The following is a 20,397-nucleotide window of genomic DNA, read 5'->3' on the forward strand; positions in this document are numbered from 1 at the left end:
GCTCACCGCGGCTGGCGCCGCCGTCCCAGCACCTTGCGCACCACATACCGCGGCCGGTGCTTGGTCTCCTGGTAGATACGCCCCACATACTCCCCCAGGATCCCGATACCGATCAGTTGCACGCCCCCCAGGAACAGGATCGCCGACAGCAGCGACGGATATCCCGGCAGGTCGATCCCCCACAGCACCTTCTGCACGATCAGGTACACCGCGAACACCAGCGCGAACAGCGACACCCCCGCGCCGATGTAGGTCCACAAGCGCAAAGGCACGGTGCTGAACGAGGTGATGCCATCCAGCGCCAGGTTCCACAACCGCCACAGCCCGAACTTGCTCTCCCCCGCCACCCGCGGCGGGCGGTCGTACTCGATGATCTCGGTGCGAAATCCCACCCACGACAACACGCCCTTCATGAACAACTGTTGCTCCGGCAACTGGCGGATCGCGGCGACCACCTTGCGGTCGAGCAGGCGAAAATCACCGACGTTCTCTTCGATATGGGTGGAGGCGATGCGGTTGTGCAGCCGGTAGTACAGGCGCGCGCTCCAGCGCTTGAGCGGGGTGTCGGCATCACGGCTGCGGCGCTTGGCCAGGACCACGTCGGCGCCTTGCTGCCAGCGCTCGACCATCTGTGCGATCAGCTCGATGGGGTCCTGCAGGTCGACATCGATCGGCACCATGGCATCGCCATCGGCATATTCGAGCCCGGCGAACAGCGCCGACTCCTTGCCGAAATTGCGCGAGAAGTTGATCACCGTGACCCATTCATCACGCAGCGCAAGTTCGGCGCAGATCGCCTCGGTCTCGTCGCTGCTGCCGTCATTGACGAACAGGATCTCCACCGTCATGCCCTGCAGCGACGGCTCGGCGCGCACGGTGCGGTAGAAGTGCTCGAGGGTGTCCTGCTCGTTGTACACCGGCACGATGAGGGTGATGTTCATGGCGTCCTCCGTCTGAAGACCACAGTGCGCGAGTAGCTGTAACCCACTACCAGGCTGACCGTGGAAAAGGTCACGAGGGTCAGCCAGGGTGACAGGCGTGCCCAGTCGGAAAGCGCTCCCAGTGCCACGCTCACTATCCCCATGCCCAGCAGGAACAGCAAGTAGCGCCGTTTGCTGGGCCTGGCCGCGAAGGTGTAGCGGGCATTGACGTAGTACGACAGGCTGGCCGCCACGGCGAACGCCAGCAGGTTGCTTGGCGCCTGGCGCAACCCCAGCAGCAGGTGCAGCAGAAAGAACACCGACCAGTGCGCCAGGGTATTGCCCAACCCGACCAGCACATAGCGCCGCATCTGGCCGAACAGGCCGCCCGCACCGCTGCTCACGGCAACGTCCAGGGCCTGGGCTGCGGCTTGGTCACCACATAACCCTGGTCGCCGACGAGGTAGATGCTGTACAGGCGGTTGTCCACCACTGGTGTGTCGCCGCGGGCCAGCAGATCATCGGCGCGCCAGGCCGGCGCCGGGCTCTGGTTGGCGGAGCTGTTGATATAGAACTGGCCGATACCGACGCGCGCCATCATCTCCGGCAAGAGTACGAAGTCCGAACTGCGGATGAACTTGAGCAGCGGCGCCCGGGCCTGCGCGCCAGAGGCTGCAGGCAACCAGCCGTCGGCCTGGTTGCGTTCGAGCAGGTAGAAGGCGCGGGCCTTGTCCAGCGCCGGGTGGCTGAGGATGTCCTGACCGATGTACTGGCCGATCGCAGCGAACTGCGCCTTCTGCGCCTCCAGCAGGCGGCCATGGGCGTAGGCCAGCGACAGCATCGACAGCAGCGGCAGGCAGAGAATCAGCGCACGGTCGGGCGCACGGTTGCCCAGCCCGCGCCTGGCCAGGTAGAGCAGCAGCACCAGTACGCAGGCAAAGCCCATCAGGGTGCGCGCGCCATGAATGAAATAGTCGAATGCCAGCATCACGCCGCTGGTCATCACCAGCAGCACCAGCACCGCCAGCAGCAGGCCGCCGCCGCGCACGAGCAGGCCCGGCAGGCCGTGGTCCCGATGGATACCCCGGGCATCGCGCCACAGGCCAACGCCGGCCAGCAGCGCCAGCCCAACCGCCAGGACCCGATTGTCGGGCGTCAGCAGCAGGGCGACCTGTTCGAACGCAGTGCCCAGGCGCTGTATCACTTCGCCCGGCAGCGCAGTGTCCACCGCCAGCATGGTCAAACGCTGCTCGGACATCCAGGGCATCGCCACCAACAGGTACACCAGCCCGCCCAACAGCATCTGCACCACACGCAGGGTCACCGCTTTGCCCACCCTGGCCAGCGGATCGCCCCGCAACAGGCCGCGCACCGCGTCGATGCAACACAAGCCGATGAATACATTCAGCGTCACTTGGTAGAAACCCAGGCCGCAGGCAATCAATACGGTGCCAGCGAACAACCGGCGTGAATCGAGGCTTACCGCCAGGATCATCGCCGCCAACCCCAGTGCCATGGCGGGCCCGTCGTACTGGTACGACAGGTTCTGCAGGAAGAACGGGCTGTACCACAGCGGCAACACCACCAGCAGGTCGGTCGGGCGCGGCTGTCCGAAGTAATGAATGGCCAGGCGCGCCAGGGCATAGGCCGCCACCGGCAGGCTCAACAGCAGCGGCAAGGGAAACAGGTTGATCGCCCCACCCGCGAAGCTCAGCCCGGCATGCAGCCACTGGGTGAACAGGCGCCCTTCGGCGATCCAGTTACCCGTGGCGGTCTGCGCGCGCCAGACATCGTCGAGGTACATCGAGTCGGCAAGAATCAGCGGCAGCACATGCAGGCCAAGCGCGAGCAGGCAGAGCATGTGCGCCTGGCGCGGTGTCAGGGGGCGGTTCCACGGCTGGGCTGTCGACATGGCCTACCTTGCAGGATCAAGGGATTTGGCCAAGTGTAGACAGCGCAGCGCCGGCATCTTCTGCATCGGTGTCGGGCACAGGCCTCACTTCATGGCCAGCGTTGCCTGCGCAGCCTTGGCAACCCGGGGCTTGCGAAACACCAGCACGTTACCGGCCATCACCGCGACCAGCCCCAGTAATGCCGGTGCGGTCCACTGATAGCCTTCGGCGAATGCCGACACGTTCAGCGCCACCAGCGGGAACAGCACCGTGCAATACGCCGCCCGCTCCGGCCCCATGCGCCCGACGAGGGTGAGGTAGGCGGTGAAGCCGATCACTGAACCTGGGATCACCAGGTACAGCAGCGAACCGATATAGCGTGTGTTCCACTCCATGGCGAAGGGCACGCCTGTGACCAGGCAATACAACCCCAGCAGGCTCGCCCCATACACCATCCCCCAGGCGTTGGTGGTCATTGGCCTGAGGCCTGCCTTCTGCTGCAGGCTGGACAGCATGTTGCCAGCCGAGAAGCACAAGGTGCCCAGCAACGCCAGGCCCAGGCCGACCAGGGTTTCGCGGCTGGCGGCGTGCCCTGACAGCTCCGGCCAGAACAGCAGGCCCAACCCCAGCAAGCCCAAGGCGCCGCCACCCAGCACGTTGGCGGCGATCTTCTGGCCGAAGAAGATCCGCGCGTTGAGCGCGTTCCACAAGGTTGCGGTGGAGAACACCACGGCGATCAGGCCGCTGGCGATCCACTGGCTGGCGGTGAGGAAGCACATGAAATTGACGCAGAACAGGCACAGCCCCTGGGCCAGGCAGATCAGGTGCCCGCGCCGATTCATCGGTTGCAGGCGACGGGTCAGCAGCAGGACCGCGAACAGGATCAGCCCGGCCAGGGCGAAGCGGTAGACGATCGATACCGGGATCTCGACCACACCCAATTGCAGTTTCAAGGCGATCCAGGTGGTGCCCCAGATCAGGACGGTGAGCAGGTAGAGCGACAGGTTCATGGGCTGGATCCTTGGGGCTTGGCGGTGGTCTGCGGGAACGGCGGTGGGCTCATGAAGTCTGTCCCCCTCGCCCCGCCCCGCGCTTGCACAAACTTGCGCTTTTCCGTCGGCAACCACTCCCATTGCGCTCGCGTCGCAGTACGATAGCCCTCCAGAGGAATCGCCCATGCCGCCACTTCATCAGCTGCAAGTCTTCAACGCCATGCACAGCTCGCCCAACGCCCGCCTGGAAGCCAGCGCGCAAATGGGTGAGGGCCTGGCAGCAGCCCTGTGGCGCAACCGTGACGATGCGCGTGACTACCTCGCCCCCAGCCACCACACCCTGTCGTGCTACATCGCCGACGGCACCGGCACCTTCCGCCGCCAGCGCCCGGGCGACAAGGGCGCGCCCAACAAACTGTGCATCATGCCGGCCGGCCACGAGTCCAATTGGGTGGTCAACGGTGCTATCCGCCTGGCGCACCTGTACATCAGCGAAGAACAGTTCGCCTTGGGCTGCATTCGCCTGCTCGATCGCGAGCCACGGGAAATGCAGCTGCACGAAGCCACCTTCCTCGACGACCCACAGCAGGCCCTGCGCTTTCACCAACTGATCGGGCTTGACTGGAACGAACCTGCCGAGCGCCTGCTGGCCAGCAGCCTGGCGCACGCCATCATCGACCATGCCGTGCTGGGCCAGGCCGGGCTGCGACAGGGCCTGCGGCTCAAAGGCGGCCTGGCACCGCACCAGCGTAGGCACTTGGTGGACTACATCGAGGCCAATCTCGACCAGCCGCTTTCACTGAACGAACTGGCGCTGCGCTGCAATCTGTCCGAATACCACTTCGCCCGGATGTTCCGCGCAAGCTTCGGCCTGCCGCCGCACCAGTACCTGCTGGCGCGCCGACTGCACCAGGCATGCCGGTTGCTGCGCCAGGGCGACCTGCCGCTGGGGCAGGTGGCATTGCTGTGCGGGTTTGCCAGTGCCAGCCATTTCAGCAACCGCTTCAGGCAGGCGATGGGCGCAACGCCCGGCGAATATCGCGCTGCGTTGGGCAGAATAGAACTTGCGAGCCGATAAACCTTCGCCTGGGTACCTGATAATTCTGCTAGTTGTGGGCTCCTGATCAATTGCTTAGCTTCAGCAGGCACCTATCGTCCTTCACTGAATCTATCGCTCAGGGGTGGAACATGGACAAGATCACAAAACTACCCGACGCCTCTTATGGTTCAACTGCGCCGGATAGATCGGCGGAACCTCACTTTAACCTGAAGTGGTTTGGCTTCGAGAGCGAACATACGTACGAGACCTCGAATGCCAAGATTGATTATGAGTTCAACGAAGGCTTCACTCAGATCATCGCGTATATGGATCCCCCGATTGATCGAGTCGTTTTGAATGTTCCTAATGGAACCAAAGACGGGAGTTACCCTTTTGTCACCAGGGATGAACATCAAGGCGGGAAAGTCGGCATCATCCCCGGAATCATCCTGGGAGGAACCAATATCGGTTCAGTAAAAGGTGTTGTCGATCTGAACAACATCAACGAAAGGTGCATCGTCAGCTTCTCTGGAACGGCAGGCGGTTTCAACCTCAAAAAAGGGTATTTCAATTTCCCTTACCCGCGTAAACCACGTTGATGGCTGAATATATTGAAAGCACTCTACTTCGCCATTGAAGTAGAGTGCTGCTGACCTGCCTCAGAACTCCAAGGTACTCGACAGGCTCACCTGCCGTGCATCGCCGATGGCCACGAAGTACCGGTTCACCGCCGAGCTGTAGTACACCTTGTCGAACAGGTTCTTCACGTTCAACTGCAAACGCACCTTGTGCGCATCCAGCTTGGTCTCGTAGCTGGCGAAGGCATCGGCGACGGTGTAGGCCGGCAGGTCGAAATCGTTGGCCGGGTTACCTGCCCGCTCACCGACATAGCGTGCACCCGCTCCCAGGCGCAGACGATCACCGCCGAACAGGCTGCCGTAGTCGTACACCGCTGACAGCGAGCCAGTATGGCGCGCCACGTTCTGCAGACGATTGCCCTTGAGGTCCGGGTCCTTGGTCACTTCGGCGTCGGTGAAGGCATAGCTGCCGATCAGGCTCCAGCGTTCGCTGAGCTGGCCGCTCAGGTCCAGTTCGACGCCACGCGAGCTGACTTCGCCGGCATTGCTGTACAGGGTTTCGCCGGTGCGGGTGTCGAAGTTGGCCACCAGCACATTGCGCTTGGTGATGTCGAACAGCGCCAGGGTGCCGGTGATCTGCCCGGGAATGTCGAGCTTGGCCCCCAGCTCCCAGGCCTTGCCCTCCTCCGGAGCGATGGAAGAGTCGAGCACCAGGCCACCGGTCAGTGGGGCGATGCTGGAGTTGGGCTTGAACGACTCGCTGTAGCTGCCATAGAACGACAACTGCTCATCGACCTTGTAGACCAGCCCGGCATGCGGGGTCCAGGCGCGGTCGCTGGTATCGGTGTTGGTGGTGAACGGCCGGCCGCGACCGGCGAGCTGGTCGTACTGTTGCAGGCGCACACCGGCCACGGCGATCCAGTGCTCGTCCAGGTGCACGGCGTCCTGGAAGAACAGCGAGTCGGTGCGCAGCTTGTCGGTCTGGTCGCTGTCGCTGGCACGCACGGTGCTGCCTTCAGGCTCCTGGCCGTAGACCGGGTTGAGGTAGCTGAAGGTCGAGCGGCTGGCCTGGCGGATCAGGTCTGCGCGGTAGACCTTGCGGTCTTCATGGTCGAAGCCCAGCAACAGGTCATGCTGCATCCCGCCCAGTTGCACATTGCCGTTCAGGCTCAGGGTGGCGAACTGGTCGCGGCTCATGGCGCCGTGGGTGCCGTCGATGCTGCGGGTCAGGGTGCCACGGGCATCGTTGACGCCGGTCACCCGTACTTGGCTGGCGTCGTAGGTTTCACGGTTGAAGCTGTAGCCGAAGTGCAGTTTCCAGTCGTCCGCCAACTGGTGATCGACTTCAAGGCGATACAGGTCCGAACGGCCTTCCATGTCGTTGAACGGCTCGTCGAGGCGGCGAGTGGCCGGGATGTCCAGCGGGTGATTGGTGCGGTTGCTGATCGCCGTACCTCGGTCGAACGGATACAGGAACTCACGGTGCTCGTAGGCCAGCATCACCTGGGTGTCCTCGCCAAACCAGGCCAGCGACGGTGCCACCAGCGACTCGCGGTGCACGCCGTAGTTGCGCCAGTAGTCTTCATCTTCATGATCGACGATCAAGCGATAGGCCAGGTTGCTGTCGCCCAGTGCACCAGTGCTGTCGAAACTGCCACCGCTGCCATTCTTGCCGCTGCCGTAGGTCGAGCCGCGCAGGGTCAAGGCGTTGTATTGCTCGAGCTGCGGGCGCTTGCTGACCACGTTGATCACCCCGCCCGGATCCTGGATGCCGTACAGCAGCGACGCGGGCCCCTTGAGCACTTCGACGCGCTCGGTGGTGGCGTTGAGGCTGCGACCCTGCACGATGGGCATGCCGTCGCGCATGATCGAACCGTCGCGATTGTCGCCAAAACCTCGCTTCATCACCGTGTCGGAGGTGCCGCCGAAGTTGTTGCCCTGGGTGATACCACTGACGTTGGCCAGGGCATCGTCGAGGTTGCGCGGTGCCTGGTCGCGCAGCACCTGGGCCGGAACCACGTTGATGGCGTGCGGCGTTTCCAGATTCGTCCCCTGGCCGCGCATGATCGAGGGGCTGGCCGGTGGCTGGTAGCTGAAGCTGTCCATCTGCGAGGTCACGGTGGTGGCTTGCAGGTTCAAGGCGCCGGACGTGTCGAGAGGCTCCAGGGTCAGGGTGCGCGCATCGACGCGGCGCCAGGCCAGCCCGGAATGGCCGAGCAATTGCTGCAAGGCCTGCTCGGCGCTGAACGCGCCGTTGAGCGCCGGCGCCTGCTGGCTGGGCAGCTCGAAGGTGTACACCACGCTTTGCCCAGTGGTGCGGCTGAAGGCGTTGAGGGCCAGGGCCAGTGGTTGACCGGGCTGGGCGAAGGTATACACCTGAACCTGCTCGGCGGCGTGAGCCAGGGGTGTCAGCGCCACAGCGGACAGGGTGCAGAGACCGAACCAGAGAGGGACGCAACGCGGGGTGAACTTCATGGACGCTGACCTGTGAGAGAACGGATTGATTGCGAATGAATCGCACTTTCACTCACTACACGAATGCCGCGCCGGGTTACCTCACTGCTTGTGCAAAAAATATTTCCGGAAGCGGCTGCACGCCCCATAACGGCACAAGGCCGCTCCCGGGCAGAGCGCCCATCGGCGCATTACCCGGAAGCGGCCTTGCGCCGCATCCTGCTGGGATCAGTGGTGTTCGCGGGTCGCGCGGAACTGCACGTCAGGCCAGCGCTCTTCCATCAGCGACAGGTTGACCCGGGTCGGCGCCAGGTAGGTCAGGTGACCACCGCCATCGATGGCAAGGTTCTCCATGGCCTTGTTCTGGAATTCCTCGAGTTTCTTCTTGTCGTCGCAGGCGATCCAGCGTGCCGACCAGACGGTGATCGGCTCGTAGGCACACTCGACCTTGTACTCTTCCTTCAGGCGGCTGGCGACCACATCGAACTGCAGCACACCGACCGCACCGAGGATGATGTCGTTGCTGCGCTCGGGGAAGAACACCTGGGTCGCCCCTTCCTCGGCCAACTGCTGCAGGCCCTGGCGCAGTTGCTTGGATTTCAGCGGGTCTTTCAGGCGCACACGGCGGAACAGTTCCGGGGCGAAGTGCGGGATACCGGTGAAGCCCAGCGCTTCGCCTTCGCTGAAGGTGTCGCCGATCTGGATGGTGCCGTGGTTGTGCAGGCCAATGATGTCGCCGGCGTATGCCTCTTCGAGCTGTTCACGCTCGGACGAGAAGAAGGTCAGCGCATCGCCGATGCGCAGATCCTTGCCCAGGCGCACATGGCGCATCTTCATGCCCTTCTCGTACTTGCCCGAGCAGATGCGCATGAAGGCGATACGGTCGCGGTGCTTGGGGTCCATGTTCGCCTGGATCTTGAACACGAAACCGGTGAACTTCTCTTCCACCGGCTCCACGGTGCGCTCGTGCGCCACGCGTGCCAGCGGGCGCGGTGCCCAGTCGACGACGGCATCGAGCACATGGTCGACACCGAAGTTGCCCAGGGCGGTCCCGAAGAACACAGGCGTGAGCTGGCCGTTGATGAATTCGTCCTGGTTGAACTCGTGGCAGGCGCCCTGCACCAGTTCCAGTTGCTCGACGAAGCTATCGTACTGGTCGCCCAGGTGCGCGCGGGCCTCATCGGAGTCCAGCTTCTGGATGATCTTGGCTTCGGTGCGCTCGTGGCCGTGGCCCGGGGTGTAGACGATGATGTAGTCACCGGTGAGGTGGTACACGCCCTTGAAATCGCGGTAGCAACCGATCGGCCAGGTGATCGGCGCGGCCTTGATCTTCAGTACCGCTTCGATTTCGTCGAGCAGTTCGATCGGGTCGCGGATGTCACGGTCGAGTTTGTTGATGAAGCTGACGATGGGCGTGTCGCGCAGGCGGCACACGTCCATCAGGGCGATGGTACGCGGCTCTACACCCTTACCGCCGTCCAGCACCATCAGCGCCGAGTCCACCGCGGTGAGGGTGCGGTAGGTGTCTTCGGAGAAGTCTTCGTGGCCGGGGGTGTCGAGCAAGTTGATCATGTGCTCGCGATACGGGAACTGCATCACCGAGGTGGTGATGGAGATGCCGCGCTGCTTCTCCATTTCCATCCAGTCGGAGGTGGCATGGCGATCGGACTTGCGCGACTTCACGGTCCCCGCGACGGAGATCGCCTTGCCCATCAGCAGGAGCTTCTCGGTGATGGTGGTCTTACCGGCGTCGGGGTGGGAAATGATTGCGAAAGTGCGGCGCTTCGCGACTTCGGCGGCCTGGTTGGTCATGGGAAATCGCCTGAATGGGGATCGAAAAAGGGGCGATATCATACCTGAACTCGGGCGCCAGGCCAAAATGCCTGGTGACAAGCCAGCGCGGCACCCGCCCGAGGCTCAATGCCCGGTGTCCTCTGCCAGCCCCTTGATCGTAATGGGTGACCGCCCCGGCAGATGGGCGACGAGCTCCAGCCTGCCTCCCATGGCCTGCAGATAGGTGCGCAAGGTTGAAATCAGCATATCGCTACGGTTTTCCATCTTGGAAACATTGCCTTGGCGAACGTCAAGACGCTCCGCCAAGCCTTCCTGAGTGATTTCAAGCTGCCTGCGCAAGGCCTGAAGGGTCATTTCCTCATCGAGTAACTCGTCTGCACGCGCTGCGACCTTCTCCCTGCGCTGGGGAGAAAGGCCCGCCATTATGTCATCAAGTGTCTTGTACATACCTTCACCCTCTGCACAGATGTCGATCAAACCGCTCATCAGCCCGTTCAATCAGCGCTCGGTAGAACCTGCGTTCACTCACGCCAGCCTTGTTGCCAGCCACCAACAGTAAGCCGCAGCGGACAGGGTCAAACACGAATGCCACCCGCCATACACCACCACTGGCATTGAATCGAAGCTCTTTCATGTTCGAATACCGTGAGCCACTCAAGGTATCCACGCGAGGACGCCCTAGCGCAGGGCCGTAGCAAGCGAGGAGGTGAAGCTGTGCCAGAAGCTCATCCTGAACATCTTGGTCCAATGCCTCGAACTCCACGACGAACTCTGGGCACATGCGTATGGACCACACTAAAAATACCTCTCAAGGAATATTCCTTCAAGCGACTATTTCGATCTTCCAGGACGCAAATGCTGAGCCCTCCAGTACTTGGTCGATAGCAGATGCATCAGCTTCAAGAGGTAGGATTTCTACGTTTGGTCCGTACGCTGGTTCGTCATCACGACGAGCTGGTCGACCATGCACGCTTGCAACCGGTGTCGAGCGCCGTTAGCAAAAAAACTGCAAGCGCAGTGTTTTCAACGCCTGTAGCGCGACAAATCGCATTTTTTGCGCGCCTTTTTCGCATTCAGCCAGTGATTAGCACTGGCCAAATGCCGCCTCAGATGGGAACCTTTACGCCCCCGGAGACGTCCACTCCCCTGCAACCCGTTTCGGTTCAGGGCTGGTTTCACCAGCATTCACGAGCCTGACGGGGCTCGACTCATGGCATGAACGCACTGCCTCGCAGGCGTCACGCTGCTACTCGCGAACACACCACCCGCCTCCCGCACGGGCCGGCTACGAAGAAGTGTGTCCGCCGACGACATAAGGAGTCCACCTGTGGCGAAACGCTACGGAAAAGGGCTGATGGGATGGGCCTGCGTGCTCGTCATCCTGGCCCTGCTGATCCACTGGATCGGCACTGACACGATCGCGCGTTACCGCGACGATCTTGGGTTCTACCTGCAAGCGCACCTGGTACTGGTGTTGGCTTCGATGGCGGCGGCGCTGGCCGTGGGTATCCCCGCCGGCATTGCGCTCAGTCGACCGCACCGGGTCGACAAAGCCGAGCGCTTCATGCAGTTCTTCAACGTTGGCAACACCATTCCCCCCCTGGCCGTTCTGGCCATTGCCCTGAGCATTCTGGGCATCGGCGCAGGTCCTGCGATCTTCGCGTTGTTCCTCGCCTCCCTGCTGCCCATCGTGCGCAACACCTACGAGGGCCTGAAAAACGTCCCCGCCTCGCTCAAGGAAGCCGCCACCGGCATCGGCATGACCCCGCGCCAGCAACTCTGGCAGGTGGAGCTGCCCAACGCCGTGCCGATCATCGTCGGCGGCGTGCGCGTGGCCCTGGCGTTGAATGTGGGCACCGCACCACTGGCGTTTCTGATCGGCGCCAACAGCCTTGGCAGCCTGATCTTCCCCGGCATCGCCCTGAACAACCAGCCACAGCTGCTGCTGGGCGCCGCCTGCACGGCGCTCCTGGCCCTGGTACTGGATGCCCTGGTGAGCTTCTCCAGCAAGCGCTGGCTGGAACGCGGCCTGGCCGGATAACAAGAGGGAACTCATGAAAAAGACAATCGCCTTGCTGCTGGGCGCGGCACTGCTATGCGCAGGTTTTGCCCAAGCTGCAGAAAAACCCCTGGTGCGCATCGGCGCGCGGGTGTTCACCGAGCAGACCGTGCTCGCCGAAATCACTGCCCAGTACCTGCGCGCCAACGGCTTCCAGGTCCGAGTCACCGGCGGATTGGGCAGCAGCCTGGCGCGCCAGGCCCACGAAACCGGGCAGCTCGACCTGATGTGGGAGTACACCGGAGTATCGCTGGTCTCCTACAACCACATCGAGGAACGCATGCCCAGCGCCGAAGCGACCTACAACAAGGTCAAGGCCCTGGATGCGAAGAAGGACCTGATCTGGCTGACCCCCTCCAAGTTCAGCAACACCTATGCCCTGGCCCTGCCACGCAAGGTCGCCGAAGCCTACCCGCAGGTCACCAGCATCAGCCAGCTGAACCAGGTGCTGCAGGACGAACAGGCACGCAAGCACCTGGTGGCGCTGGACACCGAGTTCGCCAATCGCCCCGACGGTCTCGATGGCCTGCAGGCGATGTACGGCATGCAACTGGGGCGCGCCAACATCCGCCAGATGGATGCAGGCCTGGTCTACACCGCCCTGCGCAACAACCAGGTGTTCGCCGGCCTGGTCTACACCACCGACGGCCGCCTCAGCGCCTTCGACCTCAAGCTGCTGGATGACGACAAGCACTACTTCCCCGACTACACCGCCGCGCCGGTGGTGCGCAAGGCGGTGCTCCACGCCCATCCACAACTGGCCGACCTGCTCAAGCCGCTGGCCGAGACGCTCGACGACGAGACCATGCGCCAGCTCAACGCCAAGGTCGATGTCGAGCACCAGAGCCCGTCCAGCGTGGCGGCCGCTTTCCTGCGTGAACATGCCTTCAGCGAGGTCGCGCGATGAACCTGTTCGATACCTTCGCCCATCTCGACTGGGCCCTGGTCCTGCAACTGACCGGGCAACACATCATGCTGGTCGGCATCGCCGTCAGCCTGGCCATCGTCATCGGCGTGCCGCTGGGCATCCTGATGACCCGCTTCCCGGTACTGGCCGGCCCGCTGCAGGCCAGCGCCACGGTGCTGCTGACCATCCCGTCGATCGCCCTGTTCGGCCTGCTGCTGCCGTTTTACAGCAAGTTCGGCCAGGGCCTCGGCCCGCTGCCGGCGATCACCGCGGTGTTCCTTTATTCGCTGCTGCCGATCCTGCGCAACACCTACCTGGCCCTGACCAACGTCGAGCCCGGCATCCGCGAAGCGGCACGCGGCATCGGCATGACCTTCGGCCAGCGCCTGCGCATGGTCGAGCTGCCCATCGCGGTACCGGTGATCCTCGCTGGCGTACGCACCGCCGTGGTGATGAACATCGGCGTCATGACCATCGCCGCAACCATCGGTGCCGGTGGCCTGGGCGTGCTCATCCTCACCTCCATCAGCCGCAGCGACATGTCGATGCTGCTGGTCGGCGCCGTGCTGGTCAGCCTGCTGGCGATCATCGCCGACCTGCTCCTGCAAACCCTGCAACGTGCCCTGACTCCAGAAGGACTGCGCTCATGATCGAACTCAAGAACCTCAGCAAGACCTTCAACGTCAACGGCAAGGACGTCAAAGCCGTCGACTCGGTCAGCCTCACCGTCAACGAAGGCGAAATCTGCGTGTTCCTCGGCCCTTCGGGCTGCGGCAAGAGCACCACGCTGAAGATGATCAACCGCCTGATCACCCCGACCTCCGGCCAGGTGTTCATCAATGGCGAAGACACCACCGGACTCGACGAGGTCACCCTGCGCCGCCACATCGGCTACGTGATCCAGCAGATCGGCCTGTTCCCCAACATGACCATCGAGGAGAACATCACCGTGGTGCCGCGCCTGCTCGGATGGGACAAGCAGCGCTGCCACGATCGTGCCCGCGAGCTGATGAGCATGATCAAGCTCGAGCCCAAGCAGTACCTGCAGCGCTACCCGCGCGAGCTGTCGGGTGGCCAGCAGCAACGCATCGGCGTGATCCGCGCGCTGGCGGCCGAGGCCCCAGTGCTGCTGATGGACGAGCCGTTTGGTGCGGTTGACCCAATCAACCGCGAGATGATCCAGAACGAGTTCTTCGAGATGCAACGGGCGCTGAACAAGACCGTGATCATGGTCAGCCACGACATCGACGAGGCCATCAAGCTGGGCGACAAGATCGCCATCTTCCGCGCGGGCAAGCTGCTGCAACTGGATCACCCGGACACGCTGCTGGCGCACCCGGTGGATGACTTCGTCAGCAACTTCGTCGGCCAGGACAGCACCCTCAAGCGCCTGCTGCTGGTGCGCGCAGAAGATGCCGCGGACAACGCGCCGTCGGTCAGCCCCGAGACCCCGGTGAGCGAGGCGCTGGAGTTGCTCGACGAGCACGACCGTCGCTACGTGGTGGTCACCGATGCGGCGAACAAGGCGATGGGGTATGTGCGCCGGCGCGACATGCACCGCCAGCAAGGCACCTGTGGGGACTTCCTGCGACCGTTCAATGCCACCGCGGCCCATGACGAGCACCTGCGCATCCTGCTGTCGCGCATGTACGAGTTCAATCGGGCCTGGTTGCCGGTGCTGGATGCCGAGCAAGTGTTTCTGGGTGAGGTGACCCAGGAGTCTATTGCGGCTTACTTGAGTTCGGGTAGGTCGCGGGGAGCGAAGACCAGCATCGTGTCGCCTGCGGAGGCGGTGGCCCTTTAGATTGCCAGGGGCGCTTTGCGCCTCGCCAATGTCGAATCAAATTCTGGATATGTAGTGCTGTACGGGCCTATTCGCGGGCAAGCCCGCTCCCACAGGTCTTCTGCAAGCCTTGAGGCTGGCGCTGTACCTGTGGGAGCGGGCTTGCCCGCGAATGGGGCGACTCGGTATCAGAACCCTACACTGGCCTGTACATAGAAGGTGCGCGGCTCACCCACGTACAACCCGGCGTTGTTGTCGCTGGAGCGGGTGTAGTACTGCTTGTCGAAGATGTTCTTCACCCCCGCCGCCAGCTTCAGGTTCGACAGCTGCGGACCGAAGTCATAGCCACCACGAGCATGCCAGGTCACATAGCCCGGAATGTTGCCGTACTGCCCATCGGCGCTCGGCTGGGTGATGTAGTTGCCGGTGAAGCTGCCATCGGCATTGACCCCGGTACCCGGTGCGCGCTGCTTGGATTGAGCGTAGGCGTCCAGGTTCCAGGTCCAGCGGTTGATCTGGTAACGCAGCCCGGCAGTTGCCACCTGACGTGAGTAGAACGGCAGGTCGCGGCCCTTGAAGCCAGGGATCTCGCCTTCATAGGTGGCACGGGTGTAGGTGAAACCGGCATTGGCCGACAGACCGTCCAGACGCGGATCCAGGCCCGCCAGGTCATAACGCACCGATGCCTCGATACCCTGGTGCTTGGTCGCCCCCAGGTTGGTCCAGCCCACGTCGTTGCTGATGTACTGCAGTTCGTCGTCGAAGTCGATGTAGAACGCCGTCAGCTCGCCCGCGAAGTGGCCGTCGTCATAACGGGTACCGATCTCGTAGGTCTTGGCCTTCTCCGGCTCCAGGCCGTTGGCGGTGTTGTCACCCGAACCACCCTGACCCAACTGGAAGTACTGCAGGCTGCCGAACGAGGTCTCGTAATTGGCGAACAATTTCCACGCCTCGGACATGTGGTACATCACGCTCAGGGCCGGCAGCGGCTCGTTGCTGGTGATGCTGCGGTTCTTCTCCGGCACCGGGCGGTTGTTGTTGTCCAGCACCGGACGGTCGCTCCAGTCGGTATTGATGTGCTCGAAGCGGATGCCCGGGGTGATGGTCCAGTTGCCGACGTCGATCTTGTCATCGATGTAGTAGGCACTGGCCTCGGTGCCGCCGGTACGGTCCTGGTAGACGTGGCCATCGGCGGTCGGGGTGACGGTCGGCACGTTGTCGATCAGCGCCAGGCGGGAGGCCTGCTCGCGCATGGCTTCCTTGAGGTAGCGATAGCCGACGCTGACTTCCTGGGTCACAGGCCCGGTGAAGAAGACCCGCGACACGCGTGGCTCGATACCGAAGGTGGTGTAGTTGCGCGGGAACGACGACAGGGTGCGCTGGTCGCGAGCGGCAATGGCGCTGCCGCGGAAGCTGTCGGTGTAGTAGGTCAGCACCTCGAACTGGGTGGCTTCGTCGAGCTGGCGCTGCCACTTGAACGAGACGTCCTTGCGACGGCCGCTGAAGTAGTCGTAGTCGCGCACAGACTGGTACGGATCGCGGTCGAACTGCGCCTGGGTCAGGCCACCGGGCATGTCGGCGCGGCCGTCATAGTAGTGGAAGTTGAGCCAGAACTCGTCGCTGTCGGTGGGGGCCCAGTGGGTCTTGAGCAGCACGTCATCGATGTCGTTGTCGTTGTTGCTGCGGCGGTAGCCGTTACCGTTGACGCCGGAGTAAAGCAACGCAACGCCGATGCCGTTGTCGGCAGTACCGCCGACGAAGGCCGATTCGGTGTGTTTCCAGCCACCGTACTTGGAGGTTTCCAGGGTAGTACCCAGCTCGGCGGTGGCTTTTTCCGGGATCGCCCGGGTGACGAAGTTGATGACGCCACCGACGTTCTGCGGGCCATAACGCACCGAGCCTGCACCGCGGACCACGTCGATGCTGCCAAGGTTGCCCGAGGAGATCGGCGCCATCGACAACTGCGGCTGGCCATAGGGGGCGAAGGCCGCCGGCACGCCGTCGATCAGCACGGTCGAGCGTGGCGACAGGCGCGAGGTCAGGCCACGCACCCCGACGTTGAGCGACAGGTCGCTGCCGCCGGTGCCGTTGGAGTCCTGTACCTGCACACCCGGGATACCACGCAGTGCGTCGCGCACGTTCATGGTGCCCTGCTCGACCATTTCCTGGCGGCGCACCACGGTACGCGCGCCGGGGTGGTTCTGCACCACGGTCTGGTCGGCATCGCCCAACCAGTCACCCACCACCTTCACATCGGTCGGCGCCAGCTCCAGGCTGCCGGTGGTCAGGGTGCCGGCGCTCTGGGCCGGTTTGACCACCACGGTGTCCTGAGACATTTCGTAGGTCAGCCCGCTGCCCTGCAGCAGCTGCTGCAAGGCCTGCTCGGGGGCCAGGCTGCCAGACACCGCTGGCGCCTGTTTGCCAGCGACCAGCTCGGGGCTGAAGAACAATTGCAGGCTGGTCTGCTGGCCCAGTTGAGTCAGGGCCGAAGCCAATGGCTGGGCCTGGATCTGGATGGCGGCCGGAGCTTGTTCGGCATAGCTGTTCGCAGCGGCGGCGCTGACCGCCAGGGCCAGCGCCAGGCGGCGCAGGCGAAGGAAGGGCTTGTTGTTGTTCACGTCTTCGATAGGTCCTGAAAGTCCGGATAAACGCCAACCATACGCAAATGGAAATGCTTGGCAGTTGCAGCTGGCGAGGAAGACGAACGAACCGGAAAAAACCTGAATCTATTTCGCGATTATTTCGCTGGAGCCGTCGGAATGGGCTTTCACGGCCACGGGAAGGATGTTCGGCAGGGCCCGCAGCAACGCGTCGGTGTCGTCGGTGCTGAAGGTACTGGACAGACGCAGGTTGGCGACCTTGCCCGGAGCGACACGCAGCGGGTGGGCGCGATAGCGCGACACCTCGCTGACCACTTCGGCGAGGGTCGCGTTGTCGAACACCAGCTTGCCCTGGCGCCAGGCGGTGAGCGAGGCGGCGTTGACCGCATAGGGCGCGGCGACCGTGCCCTGCTGGTCGATATGCGCGCCCTGCCCTGCGCCCAACTGCGCCAGCGAGCCAGCCGCGCCTTCGACCTTCACCGAACCCTGCTCGACGGCAACCCGGGTCAGGCCGCTGTCCTGGCGCACGTCGAAACGGGTACCGGTGACGGTGACGCTGCCCTGGGCCGTATCAACCACGAAGGGCCGACTGCTATCGTGGGCGACACTGAACATCGCCTCGCCCGTCTCCAGGCGCAGTTGCCGGCGCCCGGCGCTGAAGGCGACCTCGACGCGCGTCGCGCTGTTCAGCTCCAGGCGCGAGCCGTCCGGCAGCTCGAACAGGCGGCGCTCGCCCAATTGCGTGGCGAGCACGTCATGGTGGTTCAACTGCTGATACTGCCACCCCGCCCAGCCCAGCCCCAGCGCGGCGACCGCAACGCCTGCGGCCAGGGCCTGACGCAGCAGACGCCGACGCGGCAACTGACGCACCGGCTCTGTTTCACACAGTGCCTCAAGGCGTTCGGAAGGGATGAAATCGGCTGCACACCACAACCTGCCAAGCAGTTCGTATTCCTGCCGGTGCTCGGGGCGCTCGTCCAGCCAACGCTGCAGGCGCTCGCGCAGGCCGCTGTCATCCGGCGCATCCTGAACGCGGACAAACCAGTCGGCGGCCTGTTCGCGCGGGTTGTCGGCGCCTTGCTGATTCATCGAAAGGGTCTCCTGACTCATCTGGTGGTCACGTCCAGGTGCTCACGCAGATGTCGGAGCGTGCGAATCATATACTTTTCGACCATATTCTTGGTCAAACCCATGCGCTCGGCGATCTCGGCCTGGGTCAGGCCTTCGAGTTTCTGCCAGATGAACACCCGCCGGCAATTGACCGGCAGTTGCGCCAGCGCCCGCTCGACGGTGTCTGCCAGCTCCAGTGCGTGCATGTAGGCTTCCGGGTCACCGCCCTGGGCACCGCCCTCATCGAACAGTTCCAGTTCCAGTGCCTGGCGCCGGTCTTCGCGACGGAAACCATCCACCGCGATGTTGCGTGCGGTCTGGTGCAGATAGGCACGCGGCTGCTCGACCTGCTCGCGCGGATTTTCCAGCACGCGGACGAAAGCATCGTGGGCGAGGTCCTCGGCCTGCTGACGACTGCGCAACTTGCGCGTCCAGGTGCCGATCAGCTCGTGATAGTGGTCGAGAAAGCCTTTGTGTCCGGACACGGTCTGGCTCGTCAGGGAGGCGGGGACAAGAGGTCGCAAATAATAATACTTCTTATTAAAAGCGGCAAATCGGCGTGCAACTGTCCTCACGGGAGCATTTTTTTGCCTCGGTAACAAAAAATTTATCGAGGAATTCCGGCACGGAGGTGCCAGCCAGGCGTGGCCATAAATATGAACACCCAGGCGCTTTTCGCGAGCGAGCACGGCACGGCGCAAACACCCTGATGCCTATGGAAACGGGTTCACCCAGCAACGGGCCGACATGCTCCATTCCACAATTCTTTACGCTGGAATTGACCAGGGGAACATCTGCCGGTCACACGAGTCGGTTATTCAAATGGCTACTCGTCGATTGCACGGGAACACGCTGGGATTGCGGGTTGATTCTGCATTCCTCACGTCCTAAAGTGCGCGCCGAACGTCCATGCTGGAAACGATCCATCCGGCTCAAGTACTGACGACGAGACAGCAAGGCCGCCGCTTTTACAGCGACCTTTTTGCTTTCGGCGACATGCCTTGGGAAGTAGGCGAACCAAAGTGGGGATACGGAGGACGTTCAGTTTGCAGCCACTTATCTTTTCAGTTTGCCCATGGAGTCCCTAAGCATGTCGATCCAGGTCGAAGACTATTTCGCGCGCGACACCTTCCAGAAAATGAAGGCGTTCGCCGACAAGCAGGAAACCCCGTTCGTACTCATCGACACCCAGATGATCAGCCAGGCCTACGACGACCTGCGCGCGGGCTTCGAATTCGCCAAGGTCTACTACGCAGTCAAGGCCAACCCGGCGGTCGAGATCATCGACCTGCTCAAGGAAAAAGGCTCGAGCTTCGACATCGCCTCGATCTACGAGCTGGACAAAGTGCTGGGCCGTGGTGTCAGCGCCGACCGCATCAGCTATGGCAACACCATCAAGAAGTCCAAGGACATTCGCTACTTCTACGAGAAGGGCGTGCGTCTCTACGCCACCGACTCCGAAGCCGACCTGCGCAACATCGCCAAGGCCGCACCGGGCTCGAAAGTGTACGTGCGCATCCTCACCGAAGGCTCCACCACCGCCGACTGGCCGCTGTCGCGTAAATTCGGTTGCCAGACCGACATGGCCATGGACCTGCTGATCCTGGCCCGTGACCTGGGCCTGGTGCCTTATGGCATCTCGTTCCACGTCGGTTCCCAGCAGCGCGACATCAGCGTCTGGGACGCGGCCATCGCCAAGGTCAAGGTGATCTTCGAGCGCCTGAAAGAAGAAGACGGCATCGAGCTGAAGCTGATCAACATGGGCGGCGGCTTCCCGGCCAACTACATCACCCGTACCAACAGCCTGGAAACCTACGCTGAAGAGATCATCCGCTTCCTCAAGGAAGACTTCGGTGACGACCTCCCGGAAATCATCCTGGAGCCGGGCCGTTCGCTGATCGCCAACGCCGGTATCCTGGTCAGCGAAGTGGTGTTGGTGGCGCGCAAGTCGCGCACCGCGGTCGAGCGCTGGATCTACACCGACGTGGGCAAGTTCTCCGGCCTGATCGAAACCATGGACGAAGCCATCAAGTTCCCGATCTGGACCGAGAAGAAAGGTGAAGCCGAAGAAGTGGTGATCGCCGGCCCGACCTGCGACAGCGCCGATATCATGTACGAGAACTACAAGTACGGCCTGCCGCTGAACCTGGCCATCGGCGACCGCCTGTACTGGCTGTCGACCGGCGCCTACACCACCAGCTACAGCGCGGTGGAGTTCAACGGCTTCCCGCCGCTGAAGGCGTTCTACCTGTAACACCTGAAAAGGCGC

The 20,397-nt window shown here is 62.9% G+C and carries 18 protein-coding genes; 7 read left to right on the forward strand and 11 right to left on the reverse strand.

Annotated features, from left to right (window positions below):
* Positions 1-2 precede the first annotated feature (2 nt).
* The 4 genes from ACK3BK_RS20840 to ACK3BK_RS20855 form a co-directional block, all read right to left on the reverse strand.
* A complete protein-coding gene (locus tag ACK3BK_RS20840; RefSeq protein WP_063546050.1) occupies positions 3-941 on the reverse strand; it encodes a glycosyltransferase family 2 protein in 939 nt (312 codons plus the stop codon).
* A complete protein-coding gene (locus ACK3BK_RS20845; RefSeq protein ID WP_346655305.1) occupies positions 938-1,324 on the reverse strand; it encodes a GtrA family protein in 387 nt (128 codons plus the stop codon). Before ACK3BK_RS20845 ends, ACK3BK_RS20840 begins: the two co-directional genes overlap by 4 nt.
* Positions 1,321-2,832 (reverse strand): glucosyltransferase domain-containing protein, encoded by a 1,512-nt coding sequence (locus tag ACK3BK_RS20850; RefSeq protein ID WP_411383214.1) that lies wholly within the window; start codon positions 2,830-2,832, stop codon positions 1,321-1,323. Before ACK3BK_RS20850 ends, ACK3BK_RS20845 begins: the two co-directional genes overlap by 4 nt.
* An 84-nt stretch (positions 2,833-2,916) precedes the next feature.
* Entirely contained in the window at positions 2,917-3,822 is a 906-nt protein-coding gene (locus ACK3BK_RS20855; protein ID WP_411383215.1) for a DMT family transporter, read from the reverse strand.
* A gap of 166 nt (positions 3,823-3,988) precedes the next feature.
* Between ACK3BK_RS20855 and ACK3BK_RS20860 the strand changes: the two genes are divergently transcribed.
* A complete protein-coding gene (locus ACK3BK_RS20860) occupies positions 3,989-4,882 on the forward strand; it encodes a helix-turn-helix domain-containing protein (protein WP_288376979.1) in 894 nt (297 codons plus the stop codon).
* A 110-nt stretch (positions 4,883-4,992) separates the two neighbouring features.
* Positions 4,993-5,442 (forward strand): hypothetical protein, encoded by a 450-nt coding sequence (locus ACK3BK_RS20865; protein WP_186668169.1) that lies wholly within the window; start codon positions 4,993-4,995, stop codon positions 5,440-5,442.
* 60 nt (positions 5,443-5,502) lie between these two features.
* Here ACK3BK_RS20865 and ACK3BK_RS20870 read toward each other — a convergent pair whose 3' ends face one another.
* From ACK3BK_RS20870 to ACK3BK_RS20885, 4 genes are all read right to left on the reverse strand, one after another.
* Positions 5,503-7,896, reverse strand: coding sequence for a TonB-dependent siderophore receptor (locus ACK3BK_RS20870; protein ID WP_411383216.1), 2,394 nt, complete (start codon positions 7,894-7,896; stop codon positions 5,503-5,505).
* 207 nt (positions 7,897-8,103) lie between these two features.
* On the reverse strand, positions 8,104-9,687 hold the full coding sequence (locus tag ACK3BK_RS20875; protein ID WP_186710992.1) for a peptide chain release factor 3: 1,584 nt from the start codon (positions 9,685-9,687) through the stop codon (positions 8,104-8,106).
* Between the two features lie 105 nt (positions 9,688-9,792).
* Complete coding sequence (locus ACK3BK_RS20880; RefSeq protein WP_288376984.1) at positions 9,793-10,155, reverse strand: helix-turn-helix domain-containing protein; 363 nt, start codon at positions 10,153-10,155, stop codon at positions 9,793-9,795.
* On the reverse strand, positions 10,121-10,450 hold the full coding sequence (locus tag ACK3BK_RS20885; RefSeq protein WP_411383217.1) for a type II toxin-antitoxin system RelE/ParE family toxin: 330 nt from the start codon (positions 10,448-10,450) through the stop codon (positions 10,121-10,123). The genes ACK3BK_RS20880 and ACK3BK_RS20885 overlap by 35 nt, the downstream gene beginning before the upstream one ends.
* 546 nt (positions 10,451-10,996) lie before the next feature.
* Here ACK3BK_RS20885 and ACK3BK_RS20890 point away from each other — a divergent pair.
* Genes ACK3BK_RS20890 through ACK3BK_RS20905 form a run of 4 tightly spaced genes read left to right on the forward strand, consistent with a single transcriptional unit; the run spans position 10,997 to position 14,439 of the window.
* Complete coding sequence (locus ACK3BK_RS20890; protein ID WP_054892571.1) at positions 10,997-11,710, forward strand: ABC transporter permease; 714 nt, start codon at positions 10,997-10,999, stop codon at positions 11,708-11,710.
* A gap of 13 nt (positions 11,711-11,723) precedes the next feature.
* Positions 11,724-12,635, forward strand: coding sequence for a glycine betaine ABC transporter substrate-binding protein (locus ACK3BK_RS20895; protein ID WP_411383218.1), 912 nt, complete (start codon positions 11,724-11,726; stop codon positions 12,633-12,635).
* Positions 12,632-13,285, forward strand: coding sequence for an ABC transporter permease (locus ACK3BK_RS20900; RefSeq protein WP_186668177.1), 654 nt, complete (start codon positions 12,632-12,634; stop codon positions 13,283-13,285). Before ACK3BK_RS20895 ends, ACK3BK_RS20900 begins: the two co-directional genes overlap by 4 nt.
* Positions 13,282-14,439, forward strand: a complete 1,158-nt coding sequence (locus tag ACK3BK_RS20905) for a betaine/proline/choline family ABC transporter ATP-binding protein (protein WP_186668179.1) — start codon at positions 13,282-13,284, stop codon at positions 14,437-14,439. Before ACK3BK_RS20900 ends, ACK3BK_RS20905 begins: the two co-directional genes overlap by 4 nt.
* A gap of 167 nt (positions 14,440-14,606) precedes the next feature.
* Here the strand turns inward: ACK3BK_RS20905 and ACK3BK_RS20910 are convergent, their stop codons facing one another.
* The 3 genes from ACK3BK_RS20910 to ACK3BK_RS20920 all read right to left on the reverse strand — a co-directional run bounded on the left by ACK3BK_RS20910 (position 14,607) and on the right by ACK3BK_RS20920 (position 18,613).
* Positions 14,607-17,036, reverse strand: coding sequence for a TonB-dependent siderophore receptor (locus ACK3BK_RS20910; RefSeq protein WP_411383219.1), 2,430 nt, complete (start codon positions 17,034-17,036; stop codon positions 14,607-14,609).
* 108 nt (positions 17,037-17,144) lie between these two features.
* Entirely contained in the window at positions 17,145-18,107 is a 963-nt protein-coding gene (locus ACK3BK_RS20915; RefSeq protein WP_411383220.1) for a FecR family protein, read from the reverse strand.
* Positions 18,108-18,124: 17 nt separating this feature from the next.
* The gene (locus ACK3BK_RS20920) at positions 18,125-18,613 is read right to left on the reverse strand and encodes an RNA polymerase sigma factor (RefSeq protein ID WP_186668185.1); all 489 of its coding nucleotides are present in this window, start codon (positions 18,611-18,613) and stop codon (positions 18,125-18,127) included.
* Between the two features lie 605 nt (positions 18,614-19,218).
* Between ACK3BK_RS20920 and ACK3BK_RS20925 the strand changes: the two genes are divergently transcribed.
* Positions 19,219-20,382 (forward strand): type III PLP-dependent enzyme, encoded by a 1,164-nt coding sequence (locus ACK3BK_RS20925; protein WP_186668187.1) that lies wholly within the window; start codon positions 19,219-19,221, stop codon positions 20,380-20,382.
* Positions 20,383-20,397 lie beyond the last annotated feature (15 nt).

This window comes from Pseudomonas sp. L7, assembly GCF_046605565.1.
Classification (GTDB): domain Bacteria; phylum Pseudomonadota; class Gammaproteobacteria; order Pseudomonadales; family Pseudomonadaceae; genus Aquipseudomonas; species Aquipseudomonas wayambapalatensis.

Bases quoted from the DNA above. Each gene is read 5' to 3' on its own strand.
- ACK3BK_RS20840 (WP_063546050.1), bottom strand. From the start codon at position 941: ATGAACATCACCCTCATCGTGCCGGTGTACAACGAGCAGGACACCCTC.
- ACK3BK_RS20850 (WP_411383214.1), bottom strand. From the start codon at position 2,832: ATGTCGACAGCCCAGCCGTGGAACCGCCCCCTGACACCGCGCCAGGCG.
- ACK3BK_RS20855 (WP_411383215.1), bottom strand. From the start codon at position 3,822: ATGAACCTGTCGCTCTACCTGCTCACCGTCCTGATCTGGGGCACCACC.
- ACK3BK_RS20860 (WP_288376979.1), top strand. From the start codon at position 3,989: ATGCCGCCACTTCATCAGCTGCAAGTCTTCAACGCCATGCACAGCTCG.
- ACK3BK_RS20865 (WP_186668169.1), top strand. From the start codon at position 4,993: ATGGACAAGATCACAAAACTACCCGACGCCTCTTATGGTTCAACTGCG.
- ACK3BK_RS20870 (WP_411383216.1), bottom strand. From the start codon at position 7,896: ATGAAGTTCACCCCGCGTTGCGTCCCTCTCTGGTTCGGTCTCTGCACC.
- ACK3BK_RS20875 (WP_186710992.1), bottom strand. From the start codon at position 9,687: ATGACCAACCAGGCCGCCGAAGTCGCGAAGCGCCGCACTTTCGCAATC.
- ACK3BK_RS20880 (WP_288376984.1), bottom strand. From the start codon at position 10,155: ATGAGCGGTTTGATCGACATCTGTGCAGAGGGTGAAGGTATGTACAAG.
- ACK3BK_RS20885 (WP_411383217.1), bottom strand. From the start codon at position 10,450: ATGTGCCCAGAGTTCGTCGTGGAGTTCGAGGCATTGGACCAAGATGTT.
- ACK3BK_RS20895 (WP_411383218.1), top strand. From the start codon at position 11,724: ATGAAAAAGACAATCGCCTTGCTGCTGGGCGCGGCACTGCTATGCGCA.
- ACK3BK_RS20900 (WP_186668177.1), top strand. From the start codon at position 12,632: ATGAACCTGTTCGATACCTTCGCCCATCTCGACTGGGCCCTGGTCCTG.
- ACK3BK_RS20905 (WP_186668179.1), top strand. From the start codon at position 13,282: ATGATCGAACTCAAGAACCTCAGCAAGACCTTCAACGTCAACGGCAAG.
- ACK3BK_RS20915 (WP_411383220.1), bottom strand. From the start codon at position 18,107: ATGAATCAGCAAGGCGCCGACAACCCGCGCGAACAGGCCGCCGACTGG.
- ACK3BK_RS20925 (WP_186668187.1), top strand. From the start codon at position 19,219: ATGTCGATCCAGGTCGAAGACTATTTCGCGCGCGACACCTTCCAGAAA.